This window comes from Empedobacter sp. UBA7611, from assembly GCF_002484365.1.
Taxonomy (GTDB): Bacteria; Bacteroidota; Bacteroidia; order Flavobacteriales; family Weeksellaceae; genus Empedobacter; species Empedobacter falsenii_B.
Genome location: NZ_DLJR01000062.1, coordinates 1 through 26,363, shown reverse-complemented (window position 1 = coordinate 26,363; position 26,363 = coordinate 1). Strand labels below are relative to the sequence as shown.

Below are 26,363 nucleotides of genomic sequence, written 5' to 3'. Positions count from 1 at the left end.
CATCTTAATTCTCGATACAATTTTTATTCATTTCATTTCTAAAAATCACTCGAACTGACGAATTTTAATTCAATATGTACAAGAAGTTAATTTTATTTGTCGTTTTAAATATAATATATGGCAAAATTAATAAAAACGACATGATTAATTTTGTAACCGAATTAGAAATATCAAGTCAATGGAAAAAAATAAAAATATTTGGATTGGAATTGCAGTTGTCATTTTAGTTTCAACTAACCTAAGAGCTCCAATTACAGCTGTTAGTCCAATTTTAGATGAAATGAAATCTGTCTTAAAAATAGATAATTTTCAAGCAAGTTTATTGACTTCTATTCCACTTTTCGTATTTGCATTTTGTTCAATTTTAGTGAGTAAAGCCACTGCAAAAATTAACATTCGACACGGATTAATTTATTCCTTAATCATTCTAATTATCGGGATTTACGTCCGTATTTACGGCAATATTTCGATGTTATATATCGGTTCGTTATTAATTGGATTGGGAATTTGTATTGGAAATGTTTTGACACCAGCGTATATAAAAAATACGTTTCCAACAAAAATTGGAATTATGACAGGTATTTTTTCGGTTTCGATGAGTTTAATCGCCGCATTAGCTTCTGGATTGAGTATTGCAATTGGAAATTGGACAAATTTAGGTTGGAAAGGTTCTCTTGGAGTTTGGATTGTAGCGGCTATAGCTGCACTTATAATTGTCTGTATTGATTCTTTAAAAAATAAAACAGCAACTCAACAAAAAATTGTTCAATCAGAGGATGTAAAATTCAATATTTTCAAATCAAAACAAGCATGGAACATTAGTATTTTTATGGGATTACAATCGTTGATTTATTATTGTTTGGTTGCATTATTACCTACATTACTAATAGATTTTGGTATGACAAAAAACAATGCAGGTTGGGTATTTTCGGTTTTACAACTTGCCATGTTACCCGCCATGTTAGTAAGTCCAGTTTTAGCCTCACGCATGAAAAATCCAAAAATTATGATTTACATAACTTCCATTTTATATTTTATTGGAATCATAACATTGCTAATTTTCAAAGCGAAATTCAGTTATTTGAGTGCGATTTTAATTGGAATTGCAGGAGGATTTGCCTTTAGTCTTTCTATTTTATTCTTCTCATTAAGAACAAAAACAATGGTTGGAACAATCAAAATTTCGGGAATGGCACAATCTGTTGGTTATTTAATTGCGGCATTTGGACCTCCTATTTTCGGAAAATTATATGATATCGATTCTACTTGGAGCTATTCATTATACTTTTTAATGTTCTGCATGATGATCCTAACATTTTTTGGAATAAAAGCTTCTCAACCTAAATTTGTGGAGGAAGATTAAAAATAATTCGAATTTACACGTAACATACATCAAGCAAAAGCGTCTATAGAATAGAACACGTTATCAACGTGTTAATCGCGCAAATTGATTTTATTACGTGTACGTTTATGAAAACCGAAATTATACAACCTCATCATCCTGAATTAAAAAATATTGTTCAGTATTTCATCCTTTTCAAATCTGAAAAGGATGAAAAAGTTGAGTATTCAACTTTCCCTAACACCAATTTGTGTCTTGCCATTTACAAGCAGAATAAAATCATTCTCGAACAAAATAAAACAAGCAAACATCTTTTTACCTTAAAAGGATATGCTACATACAAAAGTTATTTATCAGGATTTCATGAATCTAATCTTAATGTAAGCATTGACGCTACTTTAGATGAAATTTGCATCATTTTTCATCCAGCTGCGCTACGCTTATTTACGAATATTTCGTACGATGAATTAATTAAAAGTGATGAAGTTTTTGAAATGATTTTCCCAAAATCTGCTACAGATTTTACAGAACAATTATTTGAGGAAAAGAATTCGCTGAAAAGAATTTCAATGCTCGAAAATATACTATTGAAAAACTTAAATCAAGATTATTTAAATACTAAAACCAAAGAAATCTTATATCTCATTCAACAAACAGATGAATTAAAAGTTAGTCCTTTAGCCAAACAACTTTCGATAAACGAATCGACATTATATCGCCTGTTTATGAATCAAATTGGGCAAAGTCCTAAATCTTTTTTGAAAACAGTTCGATTTAGAAAAGCGCTAGATTCTATTCTTCATTTCGAAAAAGAAAAACTTACGCATATCACTTACCAAAATAATTATACCGATCAATCCCATTTTATCCGCGATTTTAAAGAAATTACAGGTCAATCGCCTAATCAATTGAGAAATAAAACAAGCATTCAACAAGAACAATTGGCTTGGATTTATGCGCAACATTAAGCTGCACGATTTTTACAATTTTGTGGATACGTCACATCTTCGTAGACTAAATTAGTAAAAAACTAATATAGACTCATGATTATAAAAAAGACAGAGGAAATCCAAGCTTATTTAATTTATAATAAGAAATTACAAGTTTTAAAATACGCTAAAGAATATGGAAAGAACAAAACAGAATTTTTCATGAATTTCTTATACTCCAACTTTTATGAAACAGAAAAGAACAAAAAAGAAACCATCAAAATTCTAATATTAGACATTATTCAAACCGAAAAAACAATTCAACTACAAATTAATTTTTATAATAAGAAGTAAGGTTTAATGTTATCAAAATATTTGAAACGAATCTAAATATCAACATTTTAGAAAGTATTAACATTCAAAAATTGGGTTTGGTGCGAAAATTCCATTCAATATTCTCAACTTAAATAACCCTTAAAAATGAATACAACAAGAATTTCTAAAACATTACAAAAAGCACTAAATGATCAAATTACATTAGAAGCTTTTTCGGCACAAATTTATCTAATGCTTGCATGTTGGGCAGATGAAAATCAATTGGACGGAGTCAAAAATTTTATGATGAAACACTCTCAGGAAGAGCGCGTACATATGGCTAAAATTATAGAATATGTTCAAGAACGTGGTGGAACTGTAAAAATTGAAGCCATAAAAAAACCTGGACCTGAACCTAAAAATGTATTAGAGTGTTTTCAAGCTGTTTTAAAACAAGAAATCGAAAATACCGAATCCATTTACAAAATTGTAAAAATGAGTATGGAGGAAGAAGATTGGGCAACATGGAATTTCTTACAATGGTTGGTTGCTGAACAACGTGAAGAAGAAAAATTAGCACTCGATTTATTAGACAAAGCAAAATTAGCGGGTGGTGCTAATATGTCTGATGCTGCAAAATTTGATTTAAACAAAACGATCGGTAATACAGGGCAAGATTTTCCTACAGCAGATCAAATTAATCCATTAGCAGAATAATATATTCATCATTCATCTCAAAGGGCTAATTTNNAAATTAGCCCTTTGAGATGAAACTATATTTATCAACTTATTCTTGTACAGTCCAAGTAAGTTCCTCTATCGCATATCCTTTTTCTTCTGCATACAAAAGAAACTTTTGTTTTGTTTCTTCCGAAATTGTTTTTTGTCGTGATAAAATCCACATATAATCATGACTTTCACCAAAAACCAAAGCTGTTTCATAATTAGGATCCATCAACACTACATTATATCCTGAATAAAATGGTCCAAAGAAACTAACTTTTAAAGCTCCTTTCCCCTCTTCTCCGTTCAACTTAACTTTTCCATGAGCTTCTGTCCATTGGTTTTCTTTATCATCAAAACCTCTGTTATGAACTTCTATTACACCTTTCTTATTCAAAAAATAAGTCGCAGTTACATGACTCATATTTTTTTCATATTTGAAATCTAATCGTGCAATTTCATACCACTTTCCCATGTATTGTTGCGGATCAAAATTTTCGACCGCTGTAACATAATCCGGGATTTTAACTTTTCGACAATTCAACCAAGCATAAGTCAACCCTCCCAAACCTGCTAACGCTAAACCTGAGATCATTTTTTTATTTAATTGCTTCATAATTCATTCTTTTTGTGAGAAACTTTATTTATAAATTCAATTGCAATCATTAAGCCAATAACCATATTTGAAAAGGTTTTAATACATTTTCTTGTTTAGTTTTCTTTATAAATGAAATACACAAAACTTTCTAGTACAGTTTTCAATATTTCCTATCTAAAAAATATTTTCAAGAAAAAAGCGAATCAAAAGATTCGCTTGTCATAAATTAAAAATTGTATGTAAAACTTAGATTAAAAGTTCTTCCTCGTCCAGCGTAATAAAACAATTCTGGAACTTTATATGCACTATACAAAACTTGTGATTTTGCACTCCAAATTGTTTGATAATCGGTATTAAAAATATTCTGAACACCTAAATTAATTTTACCGAAAGGTAATTTGTAAGCAATCATTAAATCTGATGTATTGTATGAATCAATCACATTTTCCAAACCATCTGTGTATTTGAAACTTTGTAAAGTTTGAAATCTAAAATTCCAATTATCAAATCCATAACCTGCGTAAGCTGTAAATTTAGAAGGTCCAGAAGTTGAAACGTCTTGTTTTTGCCAATCACCATTTTTCTCCACTTCAGATTTGATTAACAATGTATTTGCTCCAACATAAAATCCTCCGTTCGTGTAAGAAACCTCTGTTTCTACGCCCATATTTCTTAATTTCTGATCAACTACTTCTACCCAAAGATTTAATCCATCACGTTTTAAAGCAATATTTTTATCGGAATTACTGATAAATCCAGAGATTTGTCCTTTAAATCCATTATTTGTTCTGAAACGATAACCAAGTTCAAATTGTCCTGTTTTCACACCAGAAAGAGGAGAATCTTTTACATTGACACTCGAACTTAAATCCCAATTATTGGTTGCAGAATTAAATTTATAATTTCCATATCCATAAAATTTTGATGGATCAGCCAACGAAACTCCTTGTGAATAAGTTGTCCAAACTTGGTTCAATTCATTAATTTTATACAACAAACCAGCATTTAGCATCGTCATATTATAGCTACTTTTTCCGCCTGGAATATAATCGGCGCTGTTTCCATAACCATTTGCGATTTGCAATTGTTGAGTAGAACCAACAAAATCATCCAACTTAATCGAAATATCTTGGTAACGAATTCCTCCCGAAACTTTCAATTGAGGTAAAATATCATACTCAGCTTGCGCATATCCTGCAAAACTTGTAGAATGATTGGTTGGATAACGATCAATTGTTAAAACAGTGTGATTAATCATTCCTCCACTTGATAATGATTTCTGAGAATCAAATACATTTTGTTGACCTTCAAACTTTTCAAAGTCAGCGTCTACACCATATGTTAATTTCAATTTCCCCCAATCTTTTACCAAAACAGCTTTTAGACCCGAATAATACGTATCCTGTTGAGAAGCCGACATATAAGGACTTGTCCCAGAAGGCAACGTTAAATTACCTGGAAATGGGTAAAATCCTAATTTCTCAACACGAGAAGCAAATTGAACATAAACGTCTTGCCCTCCTAAAATATTCGTTCCATTATAACTCAATGTTCCCATTACACGCTCTGTTCCTGGATTTTTATCCGTATCAAAACCATCTCGCATTTCCAAAACAGAAGCATCTCCTTTGGTTAAAACACTAATATTTTCACCTAAATATAAACTACGATCTCCATTATATTTTGAACGATAATATTGCACAGATCCATTGATTTGATGTTTCGGATTGAATTTGTAACCCGCTGTTGCCAACACATCAATAGATTGATTATATTGTAAATCTAATTGCGAAATATCTGCAAATATTTGATCACCATCTGCATCATAAGCTCCACCATTTTGTTGAAAAGCAACAGCCAAACGTCCAGTAAATTTATCATCTTTGTAACCAATAGATTGAGCTGCACGCCAATCATGATCATCACTTCCTGAAAAACCTGTACGTGAACCAAGTTCTGTTTCGCCACTAATTCCATTTTTTAGCGTTTTTTTCGTTACAATATTGACAATACCACCTGTTGCATTTCCGCCATAAATTGCGCTTGCACCAGATAAAACCTCAACTCTTTCGATATTAAATGGATCTATTGCATCCAATTGACGACTTATGTTACGGATACTGTTTAAGGAAACACCGTCTATCATCACCAACATCGAACGTCCACGCATATTCTGACCATAATTTGATCTTCCTTGTGAACCAACATCCATCCCTGGAATCATAATCGCTAAAGCTTCTTTTAATGGAACACCATTTTTAGCTTGTTGCGCAATTTGTTCTTGATTGATCACCCAAACAGTTCCTGCCAAATCAGATATTTTTGTAGGTTTTCTTGAAGCAACTACCACAACATCATTCAAATCTGTGGATATACTATCATTCGTTTGGGCATATGACAGCGAGGCACTCCCAAATAAAATTGTTAAACAGATGATATTTTTTTTCATAGTGTGTTTTTAAATAATTTATATTTGCTGCAAATATAATTTTTATTTATTCTAAATTAATTTTATTAATGAAAAAATATTTTCTTTTTATTCACAAATGGCTTGGATTATTTACAGGTATTATTGTTTGTATTGTAGCAATAACAGGAGCTATCTTTTGTTTTCAAGATGAAATAAAAGATGCACTGTTTGATTATAGAAAAGTTGAAATTGTTCATCAACCATTCATAAAACCAAGTGAAATTATTCTTAAAGTACAAGACAAAAATCCTAAACATGTTGTTCTTCGCGTGATGTATATGGATAAAGATCGATCAACCGTTGTGATGACGATGGATGATAAAAAAGAATCTTACTTTGTATATGTCAATCCATATTCAGGGAAAATCTTACATCAAGAAAATATGAAACAAGATTTTTTCTTGGTGATACAATACATTCATATGAATCTTTTATTAGGTGATATCGGAAAAAATATAATTGGTTTTTCGACTGTTATTTTTATCATGATTATGATAAGTGGATTAATACTTTGGTGGCCAAAAAAGAGAAAACAAGCTAAAAATGGATTAACGATAAAATACAAAGCAAAATGGAAACGCATCAATTATGATTTGCATAATGTATTAGGATTTTATGCTTTTAGTATTGCTTTTATTGTTGCTTTATCAGGTATTGCATTTAGTTTCAAACCTGTTCGTAATTCATATACGCAAATTGTTAATCTTGGAAAATCATTTCCTAATGAAGAAAAAGGATATGTCTATCAGCCTAAAAAAATGTTAGAAAACAATTACACTATTGTTGATTCGGCATATGCTTATAGTTTAAAAAATAGCTCTACAGCTGCAATGCATTGGATTTATTTACCTGTTCCTGATAAAAATCCTTTAGCCGTAAGAGCGTATCATAAAAGTTTGCGCTATTATGCGGTTGACGAATATCAATTTGATTCGGAACAATTTCAGGTTTATAAATTAATGAATGAGAATTTATCAAATGGTAAAAAGTTTGCAAACTCAATGTACGATATCCATACAGGACAAATATTAGGTTTATTTGGTAAAATATTAGCCTTTACTTCTTCAATAATTGTGGCAAGTTTACCCATTACAGGTTTTATTATTTGGCGAAATAAAAAAAGAAAGCAGAAAAAAATTGTTGGTTCATAAAGATTTTAAAACTCATTAATCATAGGTAAATTTTCAAACCAAATTATTACGCTAACATCTTAATACATTTTGTAAATTTGTGCTTCAAAAATAAGCGAATATGCAAGGACCAATTGGTGTTTTTGACTCAGGTTATGGAGGATTAACCGTTTTCAAAGAAATACAGAAAAAACTTCCGCAATACGATTATATCTATTTAGGTGATAATGCTCGTTGCCCTTATGGAATTCGCTCGTTTGAGACGGTTTATGAATACACCAAAGAATGCGTTTTTAAATTGTTTGATTTGGGATGCAATTTGGTTATACTTGCTTGCAATACAGCCTCTGCAAAGGCTTTACGAACAATTCAGCAAAATGATTTACCCGAAGGCAAAAGAGTTTTGGGTGTTATTCGCCCAACAACAGAATCGATAAATGAATACACAAAGAATAACAAAGTCGGAATTTTAGCTACGCAAGGAACTGTTTTGTCCGAATCGTATAAAATTGAGATGAACAAATTTCATCCAACAATTGATGTTTTTCAATTAGCTTGTCCACTTTGGGTTCCTTTGGTTGAGAATAATGAAATTGATAGCAAAGCTGCGCACGATATTGTAGAAAAAGATATTCAACGCTTATTTGATCAATCATCCGAAATCGATACAATTGTATTGGCTTGCACACATTATCCGCTTCTTCTTCCTGTGATTTCGCAATATGTACCAGAAAATGTAACAATTCTTTCGCAAGGAGAATTGGTAGCGAATAAATTAACTGACTATTTACATCGCCATCCAGAAGTAGAAACACAATGCTCAAAAAATGGACATCTTACATTTTATACGACAGATGATGCGAAAAGTTTTGAAGCAAATACGACAATTTTTTATGGTCAGAAAATTACTGCTTCACATTTAGATGTTTAAAATATTTTTCCAGAAAATATACCAATAAAAAACCGAGCTAATGCTCGGTTTTTTTATTATGCTTTTGGACAAATTATGAAACTGCTTCTACATTCAGAATTTCATATTTTTTTGTACCATCATTTGCTGGCCATTCAATTACATCACCAATTTTATAACCAATTGTTGCTAAACCTTCGTCCATTAAAATAGAATGGCGATTTTTTTTCGGTTTTGCTTTTTCTGGGCTAACAAAATTTAATTGATATTCTTGATTTGAATTTAATTCTTTTATTGTTACTTTTTTCCCAACAGTCACAATATTATCAGCCAAATCTCTTCTCAAAATTTGTTCTGCATGACGCAATTCTTTTGTCAAGATATTTTCTTGTTCTGCTGTTACTTTTTTTCTTCTTAAATGGTCTTTAATTAAATCGTATAATCCTGTTGTTAAAATAATATTTGTTGTCATTTTGATAAATTCTTAGTTAAACTTTCAATCATTCGAAGAAGATTCTCTAAGACTCAAATATCAAATGACCGAAAATAAAATTCGCTAAAATTTGATACAAATCTCCTTACAGAAAATTGAAAATAATTGATAATTGAAAAGAAATAGAAGGTTCCCTGTCTCGAGTCGTAACAGGGATTAGTTGATAAACTCTTTCGAGCTTCTTAAGAAAGTATCATCATGCAAATATGCCAACGACAAAAACAACCACGATTGGTTGTTTCTTCTATAGATGTCAATAAAATTTGCCATGAATTGATTCTAAAATGATTAATTCAAAGTTACGATATCTTTCTCAATCTAAAAAATATAAACCTTTTAAGATTATTTCAATAAAAAGGAACTTGAATTCAATTTCTGAAAAAACTGATAATCTTCATTTTCAAAATAAATAAAAACTGTCTAATTTTATAAAAATTTTAAGGAATTGAAATCTTACCTTTTCATACTAACTGTTGTTCTAATAACTTGTAGACCATTGCTACCAGTTATTGACTATTTGGTAAATTATGATAAGATTTCTAAAGAATATTGTGTTAATATAGAGCGTCCAGAATTATTGTGTAATGGAGTTTGTTATCTGAAAGAACAAATTTCCAAAACTATTCATGATGAACAAAATGATGATAATAAAATTCAAGTTTCTTTACGTACTATAGATTATTTTATTTATCAAGCTAAATTAGAAATCTATACATTTACCTTTATAAAACCTATTAACAAAGTTTCGACTTTCGAATTAGCTTTCGAAACTCAATATCAATTGGATCAACAACTTCAGCCTCCTATTTGATAAATAATCCCTATTTATCAAATTATTATCTCATTAACATTTAATCAAATTGACATTTCATATAAGATTTGTCAAAAGTTTCAATTGTTTATTGATTGCATTGTTCGTGCTTTTAATTGGTTTTCGATCATTAATTCCTTTTACTGTATTCATTAGTACTCAGGAGAAGATTATTGATGAATATTGTATCAATAAAGAGCGACCAGAAATGCAATGCAATGGAAAATGTTATTTATCGAAGCAACTAAAAGAAACAGAACAACAATCTGATTCAGTTTTAGTAAAGAATATTCGATTTGCAGAAATCTATATACATTTCGAATGCTTAGCTATTCCATTTATTCAAGATTTTATTGTAAAAATAAAACATCGATTCTTTTGGCAATCATCCTATTCTATCGATTGGGTTTTTAAATATCTAAAACCTCCAATTGTTTAATTAATAGAACAAATATCCAGTATTGGAGAACAATAATTGTTTTCCAACAGCATTTTTATTCAAAAAAATTAAACAATTATTACAATGAAAACAATCAAATATTTTTTAAACTTATCATTTATTGCATTACTTACTTTATTTACTTCCTGCAACAACGATGATGATTTCTCTGAAATTAAATCTACCGAAACAGGTAAAATTCAATTAAAGTTTGAAAATGGATTTGATAATTTGGGAGGAATTGTTTTAGATCAAACAACGCAAACTTCATCAAACGGACAAAAACATAAATTAACAACATTAAAATATATCATTTCTAACATCACATTAATTGACGAAAAAGGAAATGAATTTGATTATCATAAAAACGATCCAGACAAAGGCGCTTTTGTTATTAATCAAGATTCTGCTATAGCTAATGTCGTTTATTTAAATTTGGATAATATCCCTCAAAATAAATATACAAAAGTACGTTTCGGACTTGGTGTATCTCAGAAAGCTTATTTATTAGGACAGACTGGGCAAGCTACTTTTTGGGAAAAAGCAAAGAAAAATGGAATGACTTGGGCTTGGGCTGCTGGTTATGTTTTCTTTAAAATAGAAGGTTTTTATGGCAAAACTACTACTGATACATTCTTTTTAACTCACACAGGAAATATGGGAGATATTAACAAAAATAATGTTCAAGATTTATATAGAGAAGTAACATTAAATTTGCCTACATCTGCACGAGTAACTTCTAAGATTAAGCCTTCTATTCATATTATGGCAAATTTGAATACCTATTTAAGTGGTGATCATAAATTGATATTAGATGAGTCGAACAATAATATTATGGGATCTTCCAACTTTGCACAATTGGTAACAGAAAATATACAAAATATGTTTCGAGTTGATCATGTACATAACGACGAAAAAAATCAATAAAGTTTATAGCGGTGTTTTATAAACACCGCATAATTCTACAAACAATGAATAAAATAATAACAATCATTTTCAGTTTATTCATCTTGCTAAGTTGTAACGATGATGATATTGATTATGGACAGATCGTTGATGAACCTTATCAATTAGAAATTCCTTCTTATTTTCCTAAAATAACATTTGATACAGATAAATATCCGTTAACTAAGAATGGTGTTGAGTTAGGAAAAAAACTATTTTATGAAGGTCGATTATCTAGAAATAATACTATTTCATGTGCTTTTTGCCATATTCAAGAAAATGCCTTTACTCACCACGGACATCCTGTTAGTCATGGAATTGATGATCGATTAGGAATTCGAAATGCTCCTCCTATTCAAAATTTAGCTTTTCTAAATCGATTTATGTGGGATGGCGTTATTCATGATTTAGCTCAACAACCAATTTCTCCTATTACAGCTGAAGAAGAAATGGATACAACTTTTCCCGAAATTATTAAGAAATTATCATCAGATTCTTCTTATCGAAAAATGTTTAAAAATGCTTTTGGAGATGATAAAATAGATGCAAATCGTATTCTCAGCGCATTAGGACAGTTTATGGCTTCAGTTGTATCAAAAGATTCTAAATATGATCAATATTTAAGGAAAGAGGCAGATTTAAACGAAACCGAAAAAAAAGGTTTACAACTTTTTCAACAGAAATGTTCAAGCTGTCATAAAGGAACACTTTTTACAGATGAGTCTTTTCGAAATACAGGAATGTATTATAATAAACAATACAAAGATGGAGGTTTATATCGTGTAACATTAGATTCGACTGACTTTATGAAGTTTAGAGTTCCAAGTTTAAGAAATATTGAAATGACCAAACCCTATATGCACGATGGTCGATTCTATAGTTTAGAAGCTGTTTTGAATTTTTATTCAGAAGGTGTACAAAATGATAAATATTTGGATTCTCAACTCAAACAAAATAATCGAATTGGAATTCCTATGACAGAAGAAGAAAAAAAGGCAATTATTTCTTTTCTAAAAACATTAACTGATTACTCATTTATTAATAACCCTGCTTATGCAGAATTTTAAATCTATTCAAATGAAATTATATATCAATTTATTTTTCGTTATATTATTTACTCCCATTTCATTATTTGCACATACTGATAATGATTCTATTGTAATCTCTCATTTATATGATTTAGAATTAGATTGTGATGCTTGTGGTTGTTCAGCAACTTCAACCTCAAATGGAATTGAAAATCTTATAAATTCAAATTTCGTTGGTATTCGTTACCTTCATCAATCTTATAAAGCTAAAGAAGATGCTTTTTCTAATAAAAGAACACAAAAACAACAATTCAACACCATTCAATTATGGGCAAGAATTCCAATAAATAATAGAATTGACATCAATGCTAGCATTCCTTACCATTTTCATAATAAAGAAGGTAAAAACTCTTCTTCTATTTCTGGTATTGGAGATTTAAATATGATGGGAATTGTTAAAGTCATTAAATCAAATACAAGTTCTAATGAGCTAAAACATGGATTAAGTGCTGCAATAGGTTTAAAAATTCCAATCGCAAAATTTAATCAAGCAAATGCTGAAACAACCAATCCTAGTTTTCAATTAGGTACAGGAAGTTGGGATACTCAGTTTGCAATAAATTACCAATTAGCTTATAAGAATTCGACTTTACAATTAGTAACAGACTACAACTTGAAAGGAGAGAATAAGAAGAAATACAAATTTGGAGATCAATGGAATCAATTAATTCAATTACAACACCTTTTCATTAACAATGAATTAAAATTACTTGGAAAAGTCGGTTTTCAAAACGAACTTTATTATAAAAATGAACAATTTGGGGAGACGATTCCAAAATCTAAGGGAAAAGCTCAATTTGCGAAATTAGGATTAGAAGCAGCTGCTCGAAAATTTAATTTTGGTATAGAATATTTTCAACCTATACTTTCTGATTTAAATTCGGGAGAAATCGAAGTAAAAAACAGAATAGGTTTCTTTTTTAATTACAATTTATTTCAATCTAAAAATCAATAACAATGAAAAAAATATTAACATTAACATTCTTCATCATCTCTTTTTCAATTTTTGCTCAACAAAAACTAAAAGTAAAAGTTGTAAACGAGAAAGATCCTATTTGTGGAATGAATACCGCACAATTCTTAACAGATACCGCAATTTATCAAAAGAAAATTTATGGTTTTTGTAGTAAAAGCTGTAAAGTTGAATTCAAAAAAAATCCAAAAAAATACGTGAAGAAAAAGTAAGAGAAAGAAAATAATTTGACAGTAGTTGCACTTGATTCTAAGAAGAATCATTAAGCAGCTACTGTCTTTTTTTATATCAAAAATTGTTTTACAATTTCCTGTAAATCATCTTCAAACTTTACTCCATAATGTTTCCAAAGTAGCTTTCCTTGATGAAAAAGCATCAAAGTTGGTACACCATTTACTTGATACATTGCATCAAATTGAATAGTACTTACTTTCTCTTTATCTACATCTATTTTTATAATTTCTACATTATCAGAAAATTTTTCTTTCAAATTTTCTAAAAACTGAAGTTGTAACTGACATGGAGCACACCAATTTGCATAAAAATCAATCAAATAAAAATTATTTCCTTGTATTTTATCCAATAAATCCATTTTAAAATTTAGATATTATTACACTTATTTTATTGTTTGCCAAGGACCGCCGTTTATTGCTTCAAATCCATTTTTATTTAAAATTGTTGCTGCTTGCGCACTACGAGCTCCACTTCTACAAACTGTTACAATTTTTTTGCTTGGTAATTCCTTTAATCTTACTTCTAATTCTTGCAACGGAATATTCACCGCACCTGCATGATGTCCCGCCAAAAACTCCGCTTTTGTACGAACATCCAACAATAAAGCACCTTCTTGTAGATAGTTCTCTACATTCGAATTTGATGTCAACATTTTTAAAATCCTTTTGAAAAACATATTATTTAACTAATGGTTTTTGATTCAATTTCCAGTCAGCAATTCCTCCACTATAATTTTCAACTTCAAAACCTTTCGATTCCAAAAAACTTTGTGCAATCGTTGCTCGATCTCCAGCTTGACAATGCAAAGCAATTTTTTTAATTGGATCTAATTCATTGTATCTTTTTGGTAAATAACCAACAAAAATATGCTTCGCTCCTTCAATATGACCTTCTTTAAATTCTGCTTCTCCTCTAACATCTAAAATCTGAACCTCATCATTTCCAATGTAATTTTCCATTGTATCTGCATCGATTAAAATAGAAGATTGTAAAGAACTAAAATTACTCAATATATCAGTTGGAGTAATATAACCATAGACATTATCCAAACCAATTCGCATCAATTTCCGTGTCATTTCTTCTACTTCATCCTCTTCTACAATCAATACAATTGGCTCTTGATAATTTACCATCCAACCCATCCATGTATTGAATGTTTTATTGTTTTGAATATTTAATGTTCCTGGTAAATGGAATTGAGAAAAATCTGTTTTGATACGCGCATCAATCACTTTCATTCCAAAATCTTTCGCTTTTTCAAATTCGATGTATGTTAATTTAGCCCATTTCGGAACTTCAATCAATAAAGGACGTTTTGTTTTATTCAGCTTTTTCATCATTGCAAAATAAGCTGGCGCTTCGGGTTGATCTGCCAACAAATAATCAACAAATCCTTTTTCATTCGAATCAAATTGCAACGCCCAATTTCTGATTTTCTCATAACCAACCGTTGTACTAGCTACAGCTCCCAAAGCTTTTCCACAAGCAGAACCTGCTCCATGTGCGGGCCAAACTTGTAGATAATCTGGTAATGCTTGAAATTTTTTCAACGATTCAAACATCTGCTTCGCTCCTACTTCTTTAGTACCAATTAATCCAGCTGCTGCTTCTAATAAATCTGGACGACCAATATCTCCTACAAAAACAAAATCTCCAGTAAAAATCATAACTGGTTCTTTCGTCGCAGGCGTATCTGTCAACAAAAAACTAATACTTTCTGGCGTATGACCTGGTGTATACATCACCTCAAAAATTAGATTTCCAACTTCTATTTTATTGCCATTTTTTAATCCGACATGTTCAAAATCGTATTGCCAATCTTCTCCGCCTTCATCAGACAAATACATCTTCGCACCTGTTACATAAGCCAACTCTTGGCTACCAGAAAGATAATCAGCATGAATATGTGTTTCGACAATATGCGTAATTTTCAGCTTATTTTCTTCTGCTATTTTTAAGTATGTATCAATATCTCTTTTTGGATCAATTACAATTGCTTCTCCTTTTGCTTGACAACCTACAAGGTAACTTGAATGTGCCAATGACTTTTCAAAAATGTGTTGAAAAAACATATGATAATATTTTTATGGTTTAACCTTTTCTAATTTGTTGAAGCAAAGTTAAGTTGCTAAAAAACAATCGACAGTAACCAATGTTACAGACTTAAAATAGAGAGAATAAAGATTTTAAAAATAATTCAAACCCAAAACCAAAGATCAAATGGAAATAAAAATCCAAAGTAATATTCCGTATGATAAGGTTTTAAAACCTGCTTGTTTGATGGATTGTAAGTTAATCAACGAGCCAATCATAAATAAAGCAACAACCATTAATTGTTTCGAAATTCCTTGTAAAATATGATAGACTTTTTCGCCTTGAGGAAAATAAGTAGCGATAAGCATTGTTGTAATAAAACCAATAATGAAATAAGGAAATTTGTAAGAAGAGTTCTCTTTTTTGTTGAAATAACCAATTAATAAAGCCAACGGAAAAATCCATAATGTTCGGCTCAATTTCACAGTAGTTGCAACTTCTAAAGCTTGTTCACTGTATTGTTTGGCTGCACCGACAACAGAACTTGTATCGTGAATTGCAATTGCCGACCACAAACCAAATTGATATTGCGATAACTGAAAATAATGTCCAATAAACGGAAAAATCATTAATGCAATCGCATTCAACACAAACACAACTGCCATAGCAATGGTAATTTGATTCGCTTTTAGTTGTAAAACCGAAGAAATTGTGGCAATGGCACTTCCTCCACAAATAGCAGTTCCTGAAGTAATCAGCAGCGATGTATTCTTATTGATTTTTAATAATCGGTAGAATACAAATCCTAATGTAAAAACACTTAACACATAAATAAAAGTGAGAAAAAATCCATCTTTACTTACCGAAACTGCCTCGTGAAGATTCAAACCTAACCCTAAACCAATGATTGCAATATTCAATAATTTCTTTGAATATCGTTTTGAGAATTCCCAAATTCATTCTGAAAAATTAAACCATAACCAATCCCTAAAAGTAACGCCACAGACGACTCTACAAAAGGAAAAAAAGTAAATAGCAACAATCCAAAATAAACTATACGGGCAATCATTTGTTTTATGAAATACAAAAACAAAAGTAATTGACCGTATCAAAATAGATTGTAACATTTGTTACAAATGATATTATTTTTATAAAATTTTCTATTATAAATTGTTTCAACAAAAAAAAAGGAAGCTTAACAATGCGCTTCCTTTTATATTTTTTAATAATTACTTACTTAATCGTGATTTCGTTTCTATTCAGTTGAAGGAAACCTTCCTTTTCTAAAGCTTTTAATAAACGAGAAATAACAACACGAGAAGTATTGAGCTCATAAGCAATTTCTTGATGCGTTTTTAACACAACTTTACCTTTATTGATACTTGCGACATCTAACAAATATTTTTTCAAACGTTCGTTCATATCATTAAAAGCTAAATTATCAATCGCTACCAACATTTCCTCCATTCTATTATTGTAACTATCAAAAATAAAACGTCTCCACGATGGATATTTTGCTAACCATTCGTCCATTTTTACAATCGGAATCATTACCAATTCTCCATCAGTTTCGGCAACAGCACGTATTTTACTTTGTTTATCACCCAAACAACACGCCATCGTCATAGCACATGTATCTCCTTTTTCGAGAAAATATAATAACAATTCTCCTTCGTCAAAATCTTCACGCATAATCTTAATTGCTCCATTTAAAAGAATGGGCATTCCTTTGATAAATTGGTTTAAATCAATCATTACATCATTCACTTTAAATTCTATCAAAGATCCTAATTCATCAATTTCATTCAATAATTCTTCTTCAAATTGATATGGATAAGTTGCTTCTATTTTCTCTTTTATCATGTTTAATGTGGGATTTTGTTTCTAATTTTTCCGTAAAGAAAAGTACCGATTAATGCACCTACAATTGTAATTAAAATTGGATAAACTCCTGCCCCTAACAACACAAATATTGGTCCAGGACAAGCGCCAACTAACGCCCAACCTAATCCGAAGAAAATTCCTCCGATCAAATAACGAGCAATTGATTTTGTTTTGGGTTGAATCACAATTTTTTCACCATCGATATCTTTTACTTCTTTCTTTTTCATCCATTGTATTCCAATCAAACCTACAACCAAAGCCGAACCGATAAATCCGTACATGTGGAAAGATTGAAAATTGAACATTTCAAAAATGCGAAACCAAGAGGCCGTTTCTGCCTTGTACATGGTTACACCAAAGATAACGCCTAATATGATATAAACTAAACTTCTCATGAAATTAAAAAATTAAAGGAAACAAAACGTGAACCATCAAAAGTCCACCGATAAAAAAGCCAATAACAGCGATTAATGAAGGTAACTGCAAATCACTTAAACCCGAAATCGCATGTCCAGATGTACAACCACCAGCGTAGCGCGTTCCAAAACCAATTAATAATCCACCAACAAATAATAAAGCAATATTTTTAACAGACATCGTTTCAAAAATTTCGGTTGGAGAATATGCTTTTCCTGCACTTTCAAATCCCATTGCATTCAATTTTGCAATTGTAGCTTCTGAAATTTCAGGTATTTGATTATCTGATAAAAAATGTATCGAAACAAAACCTCCTATTACTGCGCCAACTAAGAATAATAAATTCCATTTTTGAGCTTTCCAATCAAACGAGAAAAAATCACATGATTTTCCTCCTCCCAAAGCTGAACAAATAGTTCTGAAATTTGATGAAAATCCAAAACTTTTTCCGAAATAAATCAATAAAAGCATTACAATTGCGATTATTGGTCCGCCAATATACCATGGCCAAGGTTGTAAGATAAATTCCATTTTGTATTTTTTCTAAAACGTGTACAAAGTTGGTAAATCAAAATTAAAATGAAAGTTACAAATGTTACAGTTTACTTAAGATATATTATTTCAAAAGCAATCCAAGAATTTTATACATTTGATCATTAATGAAAAAAATCAATAAACGAAAAGTTTTTAAACGAATGCTTTACTTCCTATTAAGTTTGATTGTAATTCTTGTAATTGCAACTTTCGCTATTCTACAAATGGATACTTTTGGTGCTGATGCAACTGGAAAACGATTGGAACGAATGAAACAATCAAAGTTGTATAAAAATGGACAATTTCAAAATATTCATCACACACCTGCATTTGCAGAAGGTTTTGATACCAAAAAAGTGATGTGGGATTTTTTCTTTGGTGCTAAAAATCCAAAACTCAATCCGAAAGATTCTATTCCGCATATTCAGACGGATATCAAATCTATTGATAAATCTGAAAATGTATTTATTTGGTTGGGACATTCGTCTTATTATATTCAATTGAATGGTGTTAATTTCCTAATCGATCCTGTTTTTAGTGATTACGGTTCGCCTTTACCAATTTTCAATAAAGCATTTAAAGGAGCAAATACGTATCACGCAAAAGATTTCCCAAAGATTGATTATTTGGTTATTTCACACGATCATTACGATCACTTGGATTATGAAACAGTGAAAGAATTACGTCCAAAAGTGGAGAAAGTGATTCTTCCGCTTGGAGTTGGCGCACATTTCGAGAAGTGGAATTATCTACCAGAACAATTAATCGAAGAAGAATGGAACACAAGCGTTTTATTAAAAAATAACTTAAAAATTACTTTTACACCAGCTCGTCATTTTTCTGGTAGAAAATTTAAACGAAATACAACACTTTGGACTTCTTATGTATTGGAAACACCTACGCAAAAAATATTTTTAGGTGGTGACAGCGGTTATGATACGCATTTCAGAGAAATTGGAGAAAAATATGGTCCGTTTGATTTTGCAATTCTCGAAAATGGTCAATATAATGATGCGTGGAAATATATTCATGCTTTACCAACAGATTTGCCTGTAATTATCAACGATTTGAAAACAAAACATATTATTCCTGTACATGCTGCAAAATTTGCTTTGGCAAAACATGCTTGGGACGAACCTTTGGAAAAAATTATAGAGAATGGTAAGCAAAATAAGCTCGATATTTTGACGCCTATGATTGGTGAACCACTAAATTTGAACGATTCTGTCTTCAACTTCAAAGAATGGTGGAGGGATTAAAACATTTATTCCCGAATAATATTCGAAATATTTTTTAAATCTTTAAACAATATTCGAAATTATTGATTTATAATAAGTTTATTCTGAATTATCTTCAGAAAACCATTTGTATTCCGTAATTTTGGCAACTGAAATTTAACTTTAAACAAAAAAATAAACAAAATGGAACTGAATAGAGAACGTCTATTGGAATTGGTGCAAAAATATGGTGCGCCCTTGTATGTATATGATGCGAACAAAATTAGATCGCAATATGAAAAGATGACAAATGCATTTTCTACAGTCAAACGTTTAAAGTTAAATTATGCATGTAAGGCGAACACAAATCTTAATCTTTTAAAGTATTTCAAATCACTTGGTTCAGGATTGGATACGGTTTCTATTCAAGAAGTAGAATTGGGATTAATGGCGGGTTTCAAGCCTAAAGAAATCATTTATACGCCAAATGGTGTTTCGTATGCTGAAATTAAAAAAGCAATTGATTTAGGTGTTCGCATCAATATCGATAACCTTTCTGTTTTAGAAACATTTGGTCAAGATTTTCCTAAATATCCAGTTTGTGTGCGTATTAATCCACATATTATGGCAGGTGGAAATGCAAATATTTCGGTTGGACATATTGATTCAAAATTCGGAATTTCTATTCACCAATTACCACATATCAAACGTGTTGTAGAAAATACAGGTTTACATTTGGACGGTGTTCATATGCACACAGGTTCTGATATTTTAGATATTGATGTTTTCTTGCAAGGAGCTGAAATTTTATTTGAAGTTGCAGCAGAATTCAAGAATTTATCTTACATCGATTTTGGATCAGGATTTAAAGTTCCTTACTATCCAGGCGCAGACGAAACAGATATTGAATATTTAGGTGAGCGTTTATCTGCTCGTTTTAATGAATTTGAGAAAGCGTACGGAAAACCTTTGACATTAATGTTCGAGCCAGGAAAATATATGGTTTCTGAGGCAGGATCTTTCTTAGCGACTGTAAATGTTGTGAAACAAACAACTTCTACTGTTTTTGCTGGAATTGATACAGGTTTCAACCATCTAATTCGTCCGATGTTTTACAGTGCTCATCACGAAATTGAAAATATTTCGAATCCAGAAGGTCGTAGCCGTTATTACACAGTTGTGGGATACATTTGTGAAACAGATACATTTGGATCGAATCGTAAAATAAATGAAATTAGCGAAGGAGATGTGTTGTGTTTCCACAATGCGGGAGCATATTGCTTCTCGATGGCTTCGAACTACAATTCGCGTTTCAAACCTGCAGAAGTCTTATTAATTGACGATAAGGATTATTTAATTCGTCGTCGCGAAACAATTCAAGATTTAATCGCAACAACAGAGGATATAAAATTCTAAGCTCAGAATTTTTATATATTTTTATAGTATTTTAAAGCTCAATTCAAGGATTGGGCTTTTTTTATTTCCCTAATTTCAGTGGTTTACTAAAAAATATCTCATGCACAACACTTCTTATTAAGTTTTGTCCGTATGTTTTTGAATCATCATATTCATAAGGAATTCTTTTCTCAACTGGCTTTAAAGGAGAAACATCTTGTTGTTTATTTGAATAATTTTTAAAATAATCTTCCATCAATTCATTATTCTTTTCAAGCGATAAATCTTGCGAATACTTAAAATCAAAATAGCCAGATTGTTGAGCAAAATTCATCAACAATTTATTTTTTAAATTATCATTCTGAGCAACTTCTTGCGCAAAAAGAGCAATTGGAAAAAGAAAGAATAAAAGTATTTTCATTATCAATCATTTACTGTTTTAAAGTTATGAAAATATTTTAAAGATTCAATCTATCCAATTTTAAAAACTTTACAATGACATTCGTCTTATGCAATTCGAAATGAATTAAATACTTTTGCTTGAAAGAATGAAAAAATGGAAGAAAAAAAAGACAAACGAAGTACCTCTCAAAAATTAATAGACGACGCTTTCTTCCTATTCTTGATGATTCTTGGAGCTTTTTGTGTGTTAATAATTCTTGTTGTGGTTTAAAAAATGAAACTATTTGATACTTATTTTAGTTTCTATATTCTGAGTTGGATTTTCATCAAACTTACACGAATTTATTCCATAGAAATTGAGTATCTCAACCATTATTTGACAGATATTTTTGCCGTTCCTGCAATGACACATTTGGGAAGTTATATCATTTCGAAAGTAAAATACAACAATCAATTATATATTTACCCTACAAGTTATTTGGTCATTACAGCGTTCGTTCTCAGTTTTTTGTTAGAATTTCTTATGCCAAAATTTTCTTCAAATTACACAGCAGATATATTGGATGTTGTCTGCTATTTTATCGGAATTATTTTTTACTTAAAATTCCATAAGCCTTATCTCTTAAAAAATGAGCATAAGATTATTGAATATTAAATTTCTTCAAAAACTTATAAATCTCTTGATTTGCACCATAAATCACCAACACATCATCTTTGGTAATTACCGTATTAGATGACGGAAAACCTTGTACTTCTGGCACAATTTTATATTGACCCAAGAAACTTGCTTCTTCTTTATTTTTAATAATCGTCATTACCAAAATATTATGTTGCTTTTTGAATTGGATTTCATCAAATGTTTTTCCAACCAATTCATTTGGTGTTACAACCTCTATAATGCTAAACTCTTTGTTTAATTCAAAAGAATCTACAACTCCTTTCACATTTAGTTTTTTTGTCCAACGTTCTGCAGATTCAGCTTCGGGTCGAATAATTTCTGTAACTCCAATTGCTTGCAAAACATTTTCGTGTAAAGAATTGATAGAACGACTAATCAAACGTTTTACATTTTTATTTTTAAAAATAGCAGTAGCCATAATATTGGCACCTTCATTTTCCCCAATACTTACAATTACAATATCTGTATTATTTAGTGGTAATTTATTAATTGATAATTCATCTGTTGCATCTAAACAAATGGTATAGGATAACTTATCTTTCAAAGCTTCAACACGTTGAATATTATTGTCAACACCGATAATTTCGTGACCAAGCTTTACCATTTTCTTACCAAGCGCCGCGCCGAAATTTCCTAAACCTATAATTATTATTTTCATAATTTTCTTTTAAATTAAAATATCATCTGATGGATAACGATAATTAGATGAAACAGTTTTCTTAAAAAAAGCCATCAAAATTGTAATCATTGAAACACGACCAATAAACATCATTGTAATGACAACAATTTTACTTGGATCTGATAATGTAGGTGTTAAATTTAATGATAAACCAACAGTAGAATAAGCTGAAAAAGCTTCGAATGCAACATCAATAAGATGTAAATGATTATCAAATTTTGTTATTAAAAATATTCCTATTCCAATGACTAAAAAAGATAAGGTCATTGTAGCAAAAGCTTTTTGTACATTGATAGGGCTTAATTCTCTTTTGTAAATTTCGATTTTATTTTTTCCGCGTGCAATATTAATAAAATTAAGAATTGCAATTGCAAAAGTACTCGTTTTAATTCCTCCTCCTGTTGATGCTGGTGAAGCACCAATCCACATTAACAAAATAACCAAAAGTATGGAAGAGAATTGTAAGTGAGAAAAATCTATATTATTAAAACCTGCTGTACGAGGCGTTATGGCGATAAATAAAGCTGAAATAAACTTTCCGAAACCTTGATGTTGTCCTAATGTAGAATAATATTCTTCGAAGAATAATATGATTGTAGAAATAATTAGTATTGTTAATGAGGTGATTAAATTAACTTTAGAACTTAATGTAAAAACCCAATTCTTACGATTATTTTTATTATGGAGAATTTTTGAAATTAATTTTCTGATTAAATAATCTGTATAACGTAGAATATTAATCAAGATAGGAAAACCTATTCCTCCTAAGAATATCAATGTGATTAGAACAGATTGAAATCCATAATTGTGAACAAAACCTTTGTTCATTAATCCATTTGGCAATGTAGAAAAACCTGCATTACAAAAAGCCGAAACTGAATGAAAAATACTAAAAAATAATTTGTCAACAATACTAATATTATAAGGTGCAATTGAAATATAAATTAATACAGCTCCTACGAATTCGATACCAAAAGTTAAATAGATAATCCTTTTTACAAAAGAAAAAACTTCACTCAAAGAATCGTTGTTTGCAATACTTCCTAATGCTATTTGATTCTCATAAGAACTATTTCCTTTGAAAAAATAAGCAATATATCCAGCAAATGTCAAAATACCTAAACCTCCTGCTTGTATTAATAACATTAAAATAAAATGACCAACAGGCGTATAAGTTATATAAGTATCAACAGAAGTTAATCCTGTTACACAAACTGCGCTCGTCGCTGTAAATAGTGCGTCTAGAAAAGAAATTGGATGATATGTTGCTTTTGGCAACATAAGTAAACAAGCTCCTCCAAAAACTAAAATAAAAAAACTGAAAATAAATAATTGGGGAGGAGTAATTACAGAACGTTTGAAATTAAGGTTAGGTGTAGCAATTTCTCTTACTAATTTTAAAACAATAGCAAATTGCAAATATTTGCTGACAAAAAACCAACTATAATCGGTTATTTGCATTTTAATGCAATAAAGAATAAATAGTATACTTACTATATCAAAAATGATGACTCGCGGAATAATTTTTTCTTTAAAATAAACATATTTAAGTATTGTTCTTAAAATTCCGACAGATAGTAGAATGATAAAAAAAATGTTTATATAAAGTTTATAAACAACCGGAAATCCAAATCCAAACATTACCAATAATGCTATAATAGCTAATGTGTACGATATTGAAAGGATTACGTTAAAAAACTTATTATTGACTAAAATTCGAAACATATTTGTTTCATAATAATTAAAAAGGCAAATTTATAATTATGTATACTTCTTACAAGTTAATCATTACTTTTTTTTTGAAAAGCTATAAATTAGTTATTAAGGTTTTTAAAGATTTTCATTCTACCAACCATAAAAACCATAATCAATCCAAAGCAAGCAAATAACGCATAAGAATATCTCAAATCAAAAGCTTCAGCAATATAACCAATCAGTGGTGGTCCCATCAAAAATCCTAAAAAAGATATACTAGAAACCATTGCCAATGCAACGCCTGGATTTACATTTTTGTTTTTTCCCGCTACACTATAAACCGTTGGCACATTACACGCAACACCCAATCCAACCATCATAAATGCAATTGTACACACAATAAATTGAGGAAAAAATACTGAAAGCATCAAACCAGAAAACATCAAAATTCCACTAATTTGCATCACGCGTTGTTTTCCATATTTACTGATAAAATAATCACCAACGAAACGTCCTGTTGCCATCATTACCATAAACGAAGCATAACCAACGACAACCAAATTTTGAGGTGCTTTTACGATATCTTGGAAATAAACACCACTCCAATCGAACATCGCACCTTCTGTTGCCATGCTTAGAAAACCTATAATTCCTAGTTGAACCAAAACAGTATCTGGTTTTGAAAAAATAGATTTCTTTTCCTTCGCTGGAGTTGATGTAGAATCGACTAAATATTTTTTATTAATGAACCAGCTCAAAATAATTAAGCCATAAATAATCACAAAATGATAAAATGTATTCACATGCAAATTCATCATCAATAATCCAATCAAAGCACCAGTAAAACCCGCAATACTCCACGCTCCATGAAAAGATGACATAATCGATTTTCCATATATTTTCTCAACCTCAACGCCTTGCGTATTCACCGAAATATTGCACATGTTTCCGATTACTCCAAAGAAAAATAAGACAGCACCTAATTGATAAAAATTTTGAGCCAAACCAATACAACAAAGGATCAAAGGATAAATTAAAACAACTATTCGTAAGACATTTTTGCTTCCAAATTTCGCTACTAATTTTCCGGAAAGTGCCATTGTACACAATTGACCAATCGGCATTATCAACAACAAAGTTCCTAATTGTCCTTCTGAAATTCCTAAATCTGATTTAATCGTCGGAATACGACTTGCCCAAGACGAAAAAGCTAAACCTTGCGAAAAAAAGAAGAGCGAAACAGCGAATCGAATGCGATTTTTTTGAGTTGATGATAATTCTGTTGATGAATGCATGGCTAAAAAATGATTTGCAAAGTTAAGCTACTCTCCCGAAATTATAAACTCAAATGCAAAATAGGATAAGCTTTTCCTTCACCATCTTTTTCAGAACGAGAAATAACCTTAAAACCTTGACTTAAATAAAAATCAATTGCTTGCTGATTTTGTTCATTCACATCGACAGATTTTACATGCAATTCTTGAATAGAAAAATCCAACAACGCCTTCCCTACTCCTTTTCGTCGAAAATCATTGTGAATAAATAACATTTCGAGATTTTGTTCTGCGACACCGACAAATCCTACCAATTTATTCTCAATCTCGTAACCAAATAAAGTAACATGCGGAAAATAATTAGGTAAATTTTCTTTATAATATTCAAAATCTTCTTTTGCTAAAAAATGGTGTGTGTTACTAACCGAACTTACCCAAATATCTCTCAATCTCGGAAAATCTACTTCTTCAATTCTTCTAATCATGACTATAATTAATTTAGACAAAGATATAAACGACTCTTTTCAAAAAAAACAATAAAAATATTCTATTGAGAATCATTTTGTTAAAAATTATTTTAAAAATAATTGTTTTTAGAATTTGGAAAAACGAAAAAGCGTTCTATATTTGCACTCGCAATACCGCAGTAGACTGCGTTATTGGAGAGTTGGCAGAGTGGTCGAATGCGGCAGTCTTGAAAACTGTTGAGGGTCACACCTCCGGGGGTTCGAATCCCTCACTCTCCGCTGAAAG

29 protein-coding genes and 1 tRNA gene are annotated in these 26,363 nt (G+C 30.5%); 15 read left to right on the top strand and 15 right to left on the bottom strand.

The annotated features are described in order from the left end of the window. Positions 1 to 178: 178 nt before the first annotated feature. The 3 genes from B3R94_RS10600 (at position 179) to B3R94_RS10590 (ending at position 3,303) form a co-directional block, all read left to right on the top strand. Positions 179 to 1,363 carry a CynX/NimT family MFS transporter gene (locus B3R94_RS10600; RefSeq protein ID WP_114999342.1) on the top strand — a complete coding sequence of 395 codons (1,185 nt, stop codon included), beginning with the start codon at positions 179 to 181 and terminating at the stop codon, positions 1,361 to 1,363. A gap of 107 nt (positions 1,364 to 1,470) precedes the next feature. Next, a complete protein-coding gene (locus tag B3R94_RS10595) occupies positions 1,471 to 2,310 on the top strand; it encodes an AraC family transcriptional regulator (protein ID WP_291100712.1) in 840 nt (279 codons plus the stop codon). Positions 2,311 to 2,751: 441 nt separating this feature from the next. Further along, positions 2,752 to 3,303 (top strand): ferritin, encoded by a 552-nt coding sequence (locus tag B3R94_RS10590; RefSeq protein WP_038334091.1) that lies wholly within the window; start codon positions 2,752 to 2,754, stop codon positions 3,301 to 3,303. Positions 3,304 to 3,373: 70 nt separating this feature from the next. Here B3R94_RS10590 and B3R94_RS10585 read toward each other — a convergent pair whose 3' ends face one another. Further along, positions 3,374 to 3,925: a lipocalin family protein gene (locus tag B3R94_RS10585; protein WP_038334090.1), complete on the bottom strand. Its 552-nt coding sequence runs from the start codon at positions 3,923 to 3,925 to the stop codon at positions 3,374 to 3,376. 208 nt (positions 3,926 to 4,133) lie between these two features. Continuing rightward, the gene (locus tag B3R94_RS10580; protein WP_038334089.1) at positions 4,134 to 6,356 is read right to left on the bottom strand and encodes a TonB-dependent receptor; all 2,223 of its coding nucleotides are present in this window, start codon (positions 6,354 to 6,356) and stop codon (positions 4,134 to 4,136) included. 68 nt (positions 6,357 to 6,424) lie between these two features. On the opposite strand from B3R94_RS10580, the gene B3R94_RS10575 reads away from it, so the two are divergent. Together B3R94_RS10575 and murI are read left to right on the top strand one after the other, a co-directional pair. Next, positions 6,425 to 7,528, top strand: coding sequence for a PepSY-associated TM helix domain-containing protein (locus tag B3R94_RS10575; protein WP_291100709.1), 1,104 nt, complete (start codon positions 6,425 to 6,427; stop codon positions 7,526 to 7,528). Positions 7,529 to 7,628: 100 nt separating this feature from the next. Then, on the top strand, positions 7,629 to 8,438 hold the full coding sequence (gene murI / locus B3R94_RS10570; RefSeq protein WP_221856312.1) for a glutamate racemase: 810 nt from the start codon (positions 7,629 to 7,631) through the stop codon (positions 8,436 to 8,438). A 73-nt stretch (positions 8,439 to 8,511) separates the two neighbouring features. Here the strand turns inward: murI and B3R94_RS10565 are convergent, their stop codons facing one another. Then, positions 8,512 to 8,889, bottom strand: coding sequence for a GreA/GreB family elongation factor (locus tag B3R94_RS10565; protein ID WP_038334079.1), 378 nt, complete (start codon positions 8,887 to 8,889; stop codon positions 8,512 to 8,514). Between the two features lie 517 nt (positions 8,890 to 9,406). Here B3R94_RS10565 and B3R94_RS10560 point away from each other — a divergent pair. The 6 genes from B3R94_RS10560 (at position 9,407) to B3R94_RS10535 (ending at position 13,378) form a co-directional block, all read left to right on the top strand. Beyond that, positions 9,407 to 9,721: a hypothetical protein gene (locus B3R94_RS10560; RefSeq protein ID WP_291100706.1), complete on the top strand. Its 315-nt coding sequence runs from the start codon at positions 9,407 to 9,409 to the stop codon at positions 9,719 to 9,721. Between the two features lie 49 nt (positions 9,722 to 9,770). Beyond that, a complete protein-coding gene (locus B3R94_RS10555; RefSeq protein WP_291100704.1) occupies positions 9,771 to 10,160 on the top strand; it encodes a hypothetical protein in 390 nt (129 codons plus the stop codon). Positions 10,161 to 10,244: 84 nt separating this feature from the next. Continuing rightward, positions 10,245 to 11,087, top strand: a complete 843-nt coding sequence (locus B3R94_RS10550; protein ID WP_125350617.1) for an MbnP family protein — start codon at positions 10,245 to 10,247, stop codon at positions 11,085 to 11,087. Between the two features lie 44 nt (positions 11,088 to 11,131). Then, positions 11,132 to 12,172 (top strand): cytochrome-c peroxidase, encoded by a 1,041-nt coding sequence (locus tag B3R94_RS10545; RefSeq protein WP_291066406.1) that lies wholly within the window; start codon positions 11,132 to 11,134, stop codon positions 12,170 to 12,172. 10 nt (positions 12,173 to 12,182) lie between these two features. Then, positions 12,183 to 13,148: a hypothetical protein gene (locus B3R94_RS10540; protein WP_291076732.1), complete on the top strand. Its 966-nt coding sequence runs from the start codon at positions 12,183 to 12,185 to the stop codon at positions 13,146 to 13,148. A 2-nt stretch (positions 13,149 to 13,150) separates the two neighbouring features. Further along, on the top strand, positions 13,151 to 13,378 hold the full coding sequence (locus B3R94_RS10535) for a YHS domain-containing protein (RefSeq protein WP_038334051.1): 228 nt from the start codon (positions 13,151 to 13,153) through the stop codon (positions 13,376 to 13,378). A 71-nt stretch (positions 13,379 to 13,449) separates the two neighbouring features. Here the strand turns inward: B3R94_RS10535 and B3R94_RS10530 are convergent, their stop codons facing one another. From B3R94_RS10530 to B3R94_RS10500, 7 genes are all read right to left on the bottom strand, one after another. Continuing rightward, on the bottom strand, positions 13,450 to 13,758 hold the full coding sequence (locus tag B3R94_RS10530; protein ID WP_291069845.1) for a thioredoxin family protein: 309 nt from the start codon (positions 13,756 to 13,758) through the stop codon (positions 13,450 to 13,452). A 24-nt stretch (positions 13,759 to 13,782) separates the two neighbouring features. Next, positions 13,783 to 14,052, bottom strand: coding sequence for a rhodanese-like domain-containing protein (locus B3R94_RS10525; RefSeq protein WP_280062497.1), 270 nt, complete (start codon positions 14,050 to 14,052; stop codon positions 13,783 to 13,785). A 25-nt stretch (positions 14,053 to 14,077) separates the two neighbouring features. Beyond that, positions 14,078 to 15,472, bottom strand: coding sequence for an MBL fold metallo-hydrolase (locus tag B3R94_RS10520; protein WP_291100701.1), 1,395 nt, complete (start codon positions 15,470 to 15,472; stop codon positions 14,078 to 14,080). Between the two features lie 144 nt (positions 15,473 to 15,616). Beyond that, positions 15,617 to 16,390: a YeiH family protein gene (locus tag B3R94_RS10515; protein ID WP_407933551.1), complete on the bottom strand. Its 774-nt coding sequence runs from the start codon at positions 16,388 to 16,390 to the stop codon at positions 15,617 to 15,619. Between the two features lie 277 nt (positions 16,391 to 16,667). Further along, the gene (locus B3R94_RS10510; protein ID WP_291100697.1) at positions 16,668 to 17,297 is read right to left on the bottom strand and encodes a Crp/Fnr family transcriptional regulator; all 630 of its coding nucleotides are present in this window, start codon (positions 17,295 to 17,297) and stop codon (positions 16,668 to 16,670) included. A 2-nt stretch (positions 17,298 to 17,299) separates the two neighbouring features. Beyond that, positions 17,300 to 17,713 (bottom strand): YeeE/YedE family protein, encoded by a 414-nt coding sequence (locus B3R94_RS10505; RefSeq protein WP_291100693.1) that lies wholly within the window; start codon positions 17,711 to 17,713, stop codon positions 17,300 to 17,302. A 4-nt stretch (positions 17,714 to 17,717) separates the two neighbouring features. Continuing rightward, positions 17,718 to 18,266 (bottom strand): YeeE/YedE family protein, encoded by a 549-nt coding sequence (locus tag B3R94_RS10500; RefSeq protein ID WP_114999312.1) that lies wholly within the window; start codon positions 18,264 to 18,266, stop codon positions 17,718 to 17,720. A 128-nt stretch (positions 18,267 to 18,394) separates the two neighbouring features. Between B3R94_RS10500 and B3R94_RS10495 the strand changes: the two genes are divergently transcribed. Then, the gene (locus tag B3R94_RS10495; protein WP_291100690.1) at positions 18,395 to 19,528 is read left to right on the top strand and encodes an MBL fold metallo-hydrolase; all 1,134 of its coding nucleotides are present in this window, start codon (positions 18,395 to 18,397) and stop codon (positions 19,526 to 19,528) included. 162 nt (positions 19,529 to 19,690) lie between these two features. Then, the gene (gene lysA, locus B3R94_RS10490; protein ID WP_180906035.1) at positions 19,691 to 20,902 is read left to right on the top strand and encodes a diaminopimelate decarboxylase; all 1,212 of its coding nucleotides are present in this window, start codon (positions 19,691 to 19,693) and stop codon (positions 20,900 to 20,902) included. Between the two features lie 61 nt (positions 20,903 to 20,963). Here lysA and B3R94_RS10485 read toward each other — a convergent pair whose 3' ends face one another. Continuing rightward, positions 20,964 to 21,302 (bottom strand): hypothetical protein, encoded by a 339-nt coding sequence (locus tag B3R94_RS10485; RefSeq protein WP_291062817.1) that lies wholly within the window; start codon positions 21,300 to 21,302, stop codon positions 20,964 to 20,966. Positions 21,303 to 21,557: 255 nt separating this feature from the next. Between B3R94_RS10485 and B3R94_RS10480 the strand changes: the two genes are divergently transcribed. Further along, on the top strand, positions 21,558 to 21,938 hold the full coding sequence (locus tag B3R94_RS10480) for a hypothetical protein (protein ID WP_219034543.1): 381 nt from the start codon (positions 21,558 to 21,560) through the stop codon (positions 21,936 to 21,938). Here the strand turns inward: B3R94_RS10480 and B3R94_RS10475 are convergent. The 4 genes from B3R94_RS10475 to B3R94_RS10460 form a co-directional block, all read right to left on the bottom strand. Beyond that, positions 21,925 to 22,620: a potassium channel family protein gene (locus B3R94_RS10475; RefSeq protein WP_291073103.1), complete on the bottom strand. Its 696-nt coding sequence runs from the start codon at positions 22,618 to 22,620 to the stop codon at positions 21,925 to 21,927. The two genes, B3R94_RS10480 and B3R94_RS10475, sit on opposite strands and share 14 nt — an antisense overlap. A gap of 9 nt (positions 22,621 to 22,629) precedes the next feature. Beyond that, positions 22,630 to 24,102, bottom strand: a complete 1,473-nt coding sequence (locus tag B3R94_RS10470) for a TrkH family potassium uptake protein (protein WP_244958011.1) — start codon at positions 24,100 to 24,102, stop codon at positions 22,630 to 22,632. Between the two features lie 353 nt (positions 24,103 to 24,455). Beyond that, on the bottom strand, positions 24,456 to 25,631 hold the full coding sequence (locus B3R94_RS10465) for an MFS transporter (RefSeq protein ID WP_291100686.1): 1,176 nt from the start codon (positions 25,629 to 25,631) through the stop codon (positions 24,456 to 24,458). A 41-nt stretch (positions 25,632 to 25,672) separates the two neighbouring features. Further along, positions 25,673 to 26,095 (bottom strand): GNAT family N-acetyltransferase, encoded by a 423-nt coding sequence (locus B3R94_RS10460; RefSeq protein ID WP_291100683.1) that lies wholly within the window; start codon positions 26,093 to 26,095, stop codon positions 25,673 to 25,675. Between the two features lie 176 nt (positions 26,096 to 26,271). Here B3R94_RS10460 and B3R94_RS10455 point away from each other — a divergent pair. Continuing rightward, a tRNA-Ser gene (locus B3R94_RS10455) sits at positions 26,272 to 26,356 on the top strand. The last annotated feature ends 7 nt before the right edge of the window (positions 26,357 to 26,363 follow it).

Coding starts and splice junctions, on each gene's coding strand:
- B3R94_RS10585 (WP_038334090.1), bottom strand. CDS start 3,925: ATGAAGCAATTAAATAAAAAAATGATCTCAGGTTTAGCGTTAGCAGGT.
- B3R94_RS10590 (WP_038334091.1), top strand. CDS start 2,752: ATGAATACAACAAGAATTTCTAAAACATTACAAAAAGCACTAAATGAT.
- B3R94_RS10565 (WP_038334079.1), bottom strand. CDS start 8,889: ATGACAACAAATATTATTTTAACAACAGGATTATACGATTTAATTAAA.
- B3R94_RS10470 (WP_244958011.1), bottom strand. CDS start 24,102: ATGCAAATAACCGATTATAGTTGGTTTTTTGTCAGCAAATATTTGCAA.
- B3R94_RS10495 (WP_291100690.1), top strand. CDS start 18,395: ATGAAAAAAATCAATAAACGAAAAGTTTTTAAACGAATGCTTTACTTC.
- B3R94_RS10550 (WP_125350617.1), top strand. CDS start 10,245: ATGAAAACAATCAAATATTTTTTAAACTTATCATTTATTGCATTACTT.
- B3R94_RS10600 (WP_114999342.1), top strand. CDS start 179: ATGGAAAAAAATAAAAATATTTGGATTGGAATTGCAGTTGTCATTTTA.
- B3R94_RS10485 (WP_291062817.1), bottom strand. CDS start 21,302: ATGAAAATACTTTTATTCTTTCTTTTTCCAATTGCTCTTTTTGCGCAA.
- B3R94_RS10545 (WP_291066406.1), top strand. CDS start 11,132: ATGAATAAAATAATAACAATCATTTTCAGTTTATTCATCTTGCTAAGT.
- murI (WP_221856312.1), top strand. CDS start 7,629: ATGCAAGGACCAATTGGTGTTTTTGACTCAGGTTATGGAGGATTAACC.
- B3R94_RS10500 (WP_114999312.1), bottom strand. CDS start 18,266: ATGGAATTTATCTTACAACCTTGGCCATGGTATATTGGCGGACCAATA.
- B3R94_RS10595 (WP_291100712.1), top strand. CDS start 1,471: ATGAAAACCGAAATTATACAACCTCATCATCCTGAATTAAAAAATATT.
- B3R94_RS10575 (WP_291100709.1), top strand. CDS start 6,425: ATGAAAAAATATTTTCTTTTTATTCACAAATGGCTTGGATTATTTACA.
- lysA (WP_180906035.1), top strand. CDS start 19,691: ATGGAACTGAATAGAGAACGTCTATTGGAATTGGTGCAAAAATATGGT.
- B3R94_RS10460 (WP_291100683.1), bottom strand. CDS start 26,095: ATGATTAGAAGAATTGAAGAAGTAGATTTTCCGAGATTGAGAGATATT.
- B3R94_RS10535 (WP_038334051.1), top strand. CDS start 13,151: ATGAAAAAAATATTAACATTAACATTCTTCATCATCTCTTTTTCAATT.
- B3R94_RS10510 (WP_291100697.1), bottom strand. CDS start 17,297: ATGATAAAAGAGAAAATAGAAGCAACTTATCCATATCAATTTGAAGAA.
- B3R94_RS10520 (WP_291100701.1), bottom strand. CDS start 15,472: ATGTTTTTTCAACACATTTTTGAAAAGTCATTGGCACATTCAAGTTAC.
- B3R94_RS10540 (WP_291076732.1), top strand. CDS start 12,183: ATGAAATTATATATCAATTTATTTTTCGTTATATTATTTACTCCCATT.
- B3R94_RS10580 (WP_038334089.1), bottom strand. CDS start 6,356: ATGAAAAAAAATATCATCTGTTTAACAATTTTATTTGGGAGTGCCTCG.
- B3R94_RS10475 (WP_291073103.1), bottom strand. CDS start 22,620: ATGAAAATAATAATTATAGGTTTAGGAAATTTCGGCGCGGCGCTTGGT.
- B3R94_RS10480 (WP_219034543.1), top strand. CDS start 21,558: ATGAAACTATTTGATACTTATTTTAGTTTCTATATTCTGAGTTGGATT.
- B3R94_RS10505 (WP_291100693.1), bottom strand. CDS start 17,713: ATGAGAAGTTTAGTTTATATCATATTAGGCGTTATCTTTGGTGTAACC.
- B3R94_RS10525 (WP_280062497.1), bottom strand. CDS start 14,052: ATGTTGACATCAAATTCGAATGTAGAGAACTATCTACAAGAAGGTGCT.
- B3R94_RS10530 (WP_291069845.1), bottom strand. CDS start 13,758: ATGGATTTATTGGATAAAATACAAGGAAATAATTTTTATTTGATTGAT.
- B3R94_RS10465 (WP_291100686.1), bottom strand. CDS start 25,631: ATGCATTCATCAACAGAATTATCATCAACTCAAAAAAATCGCATTCGA.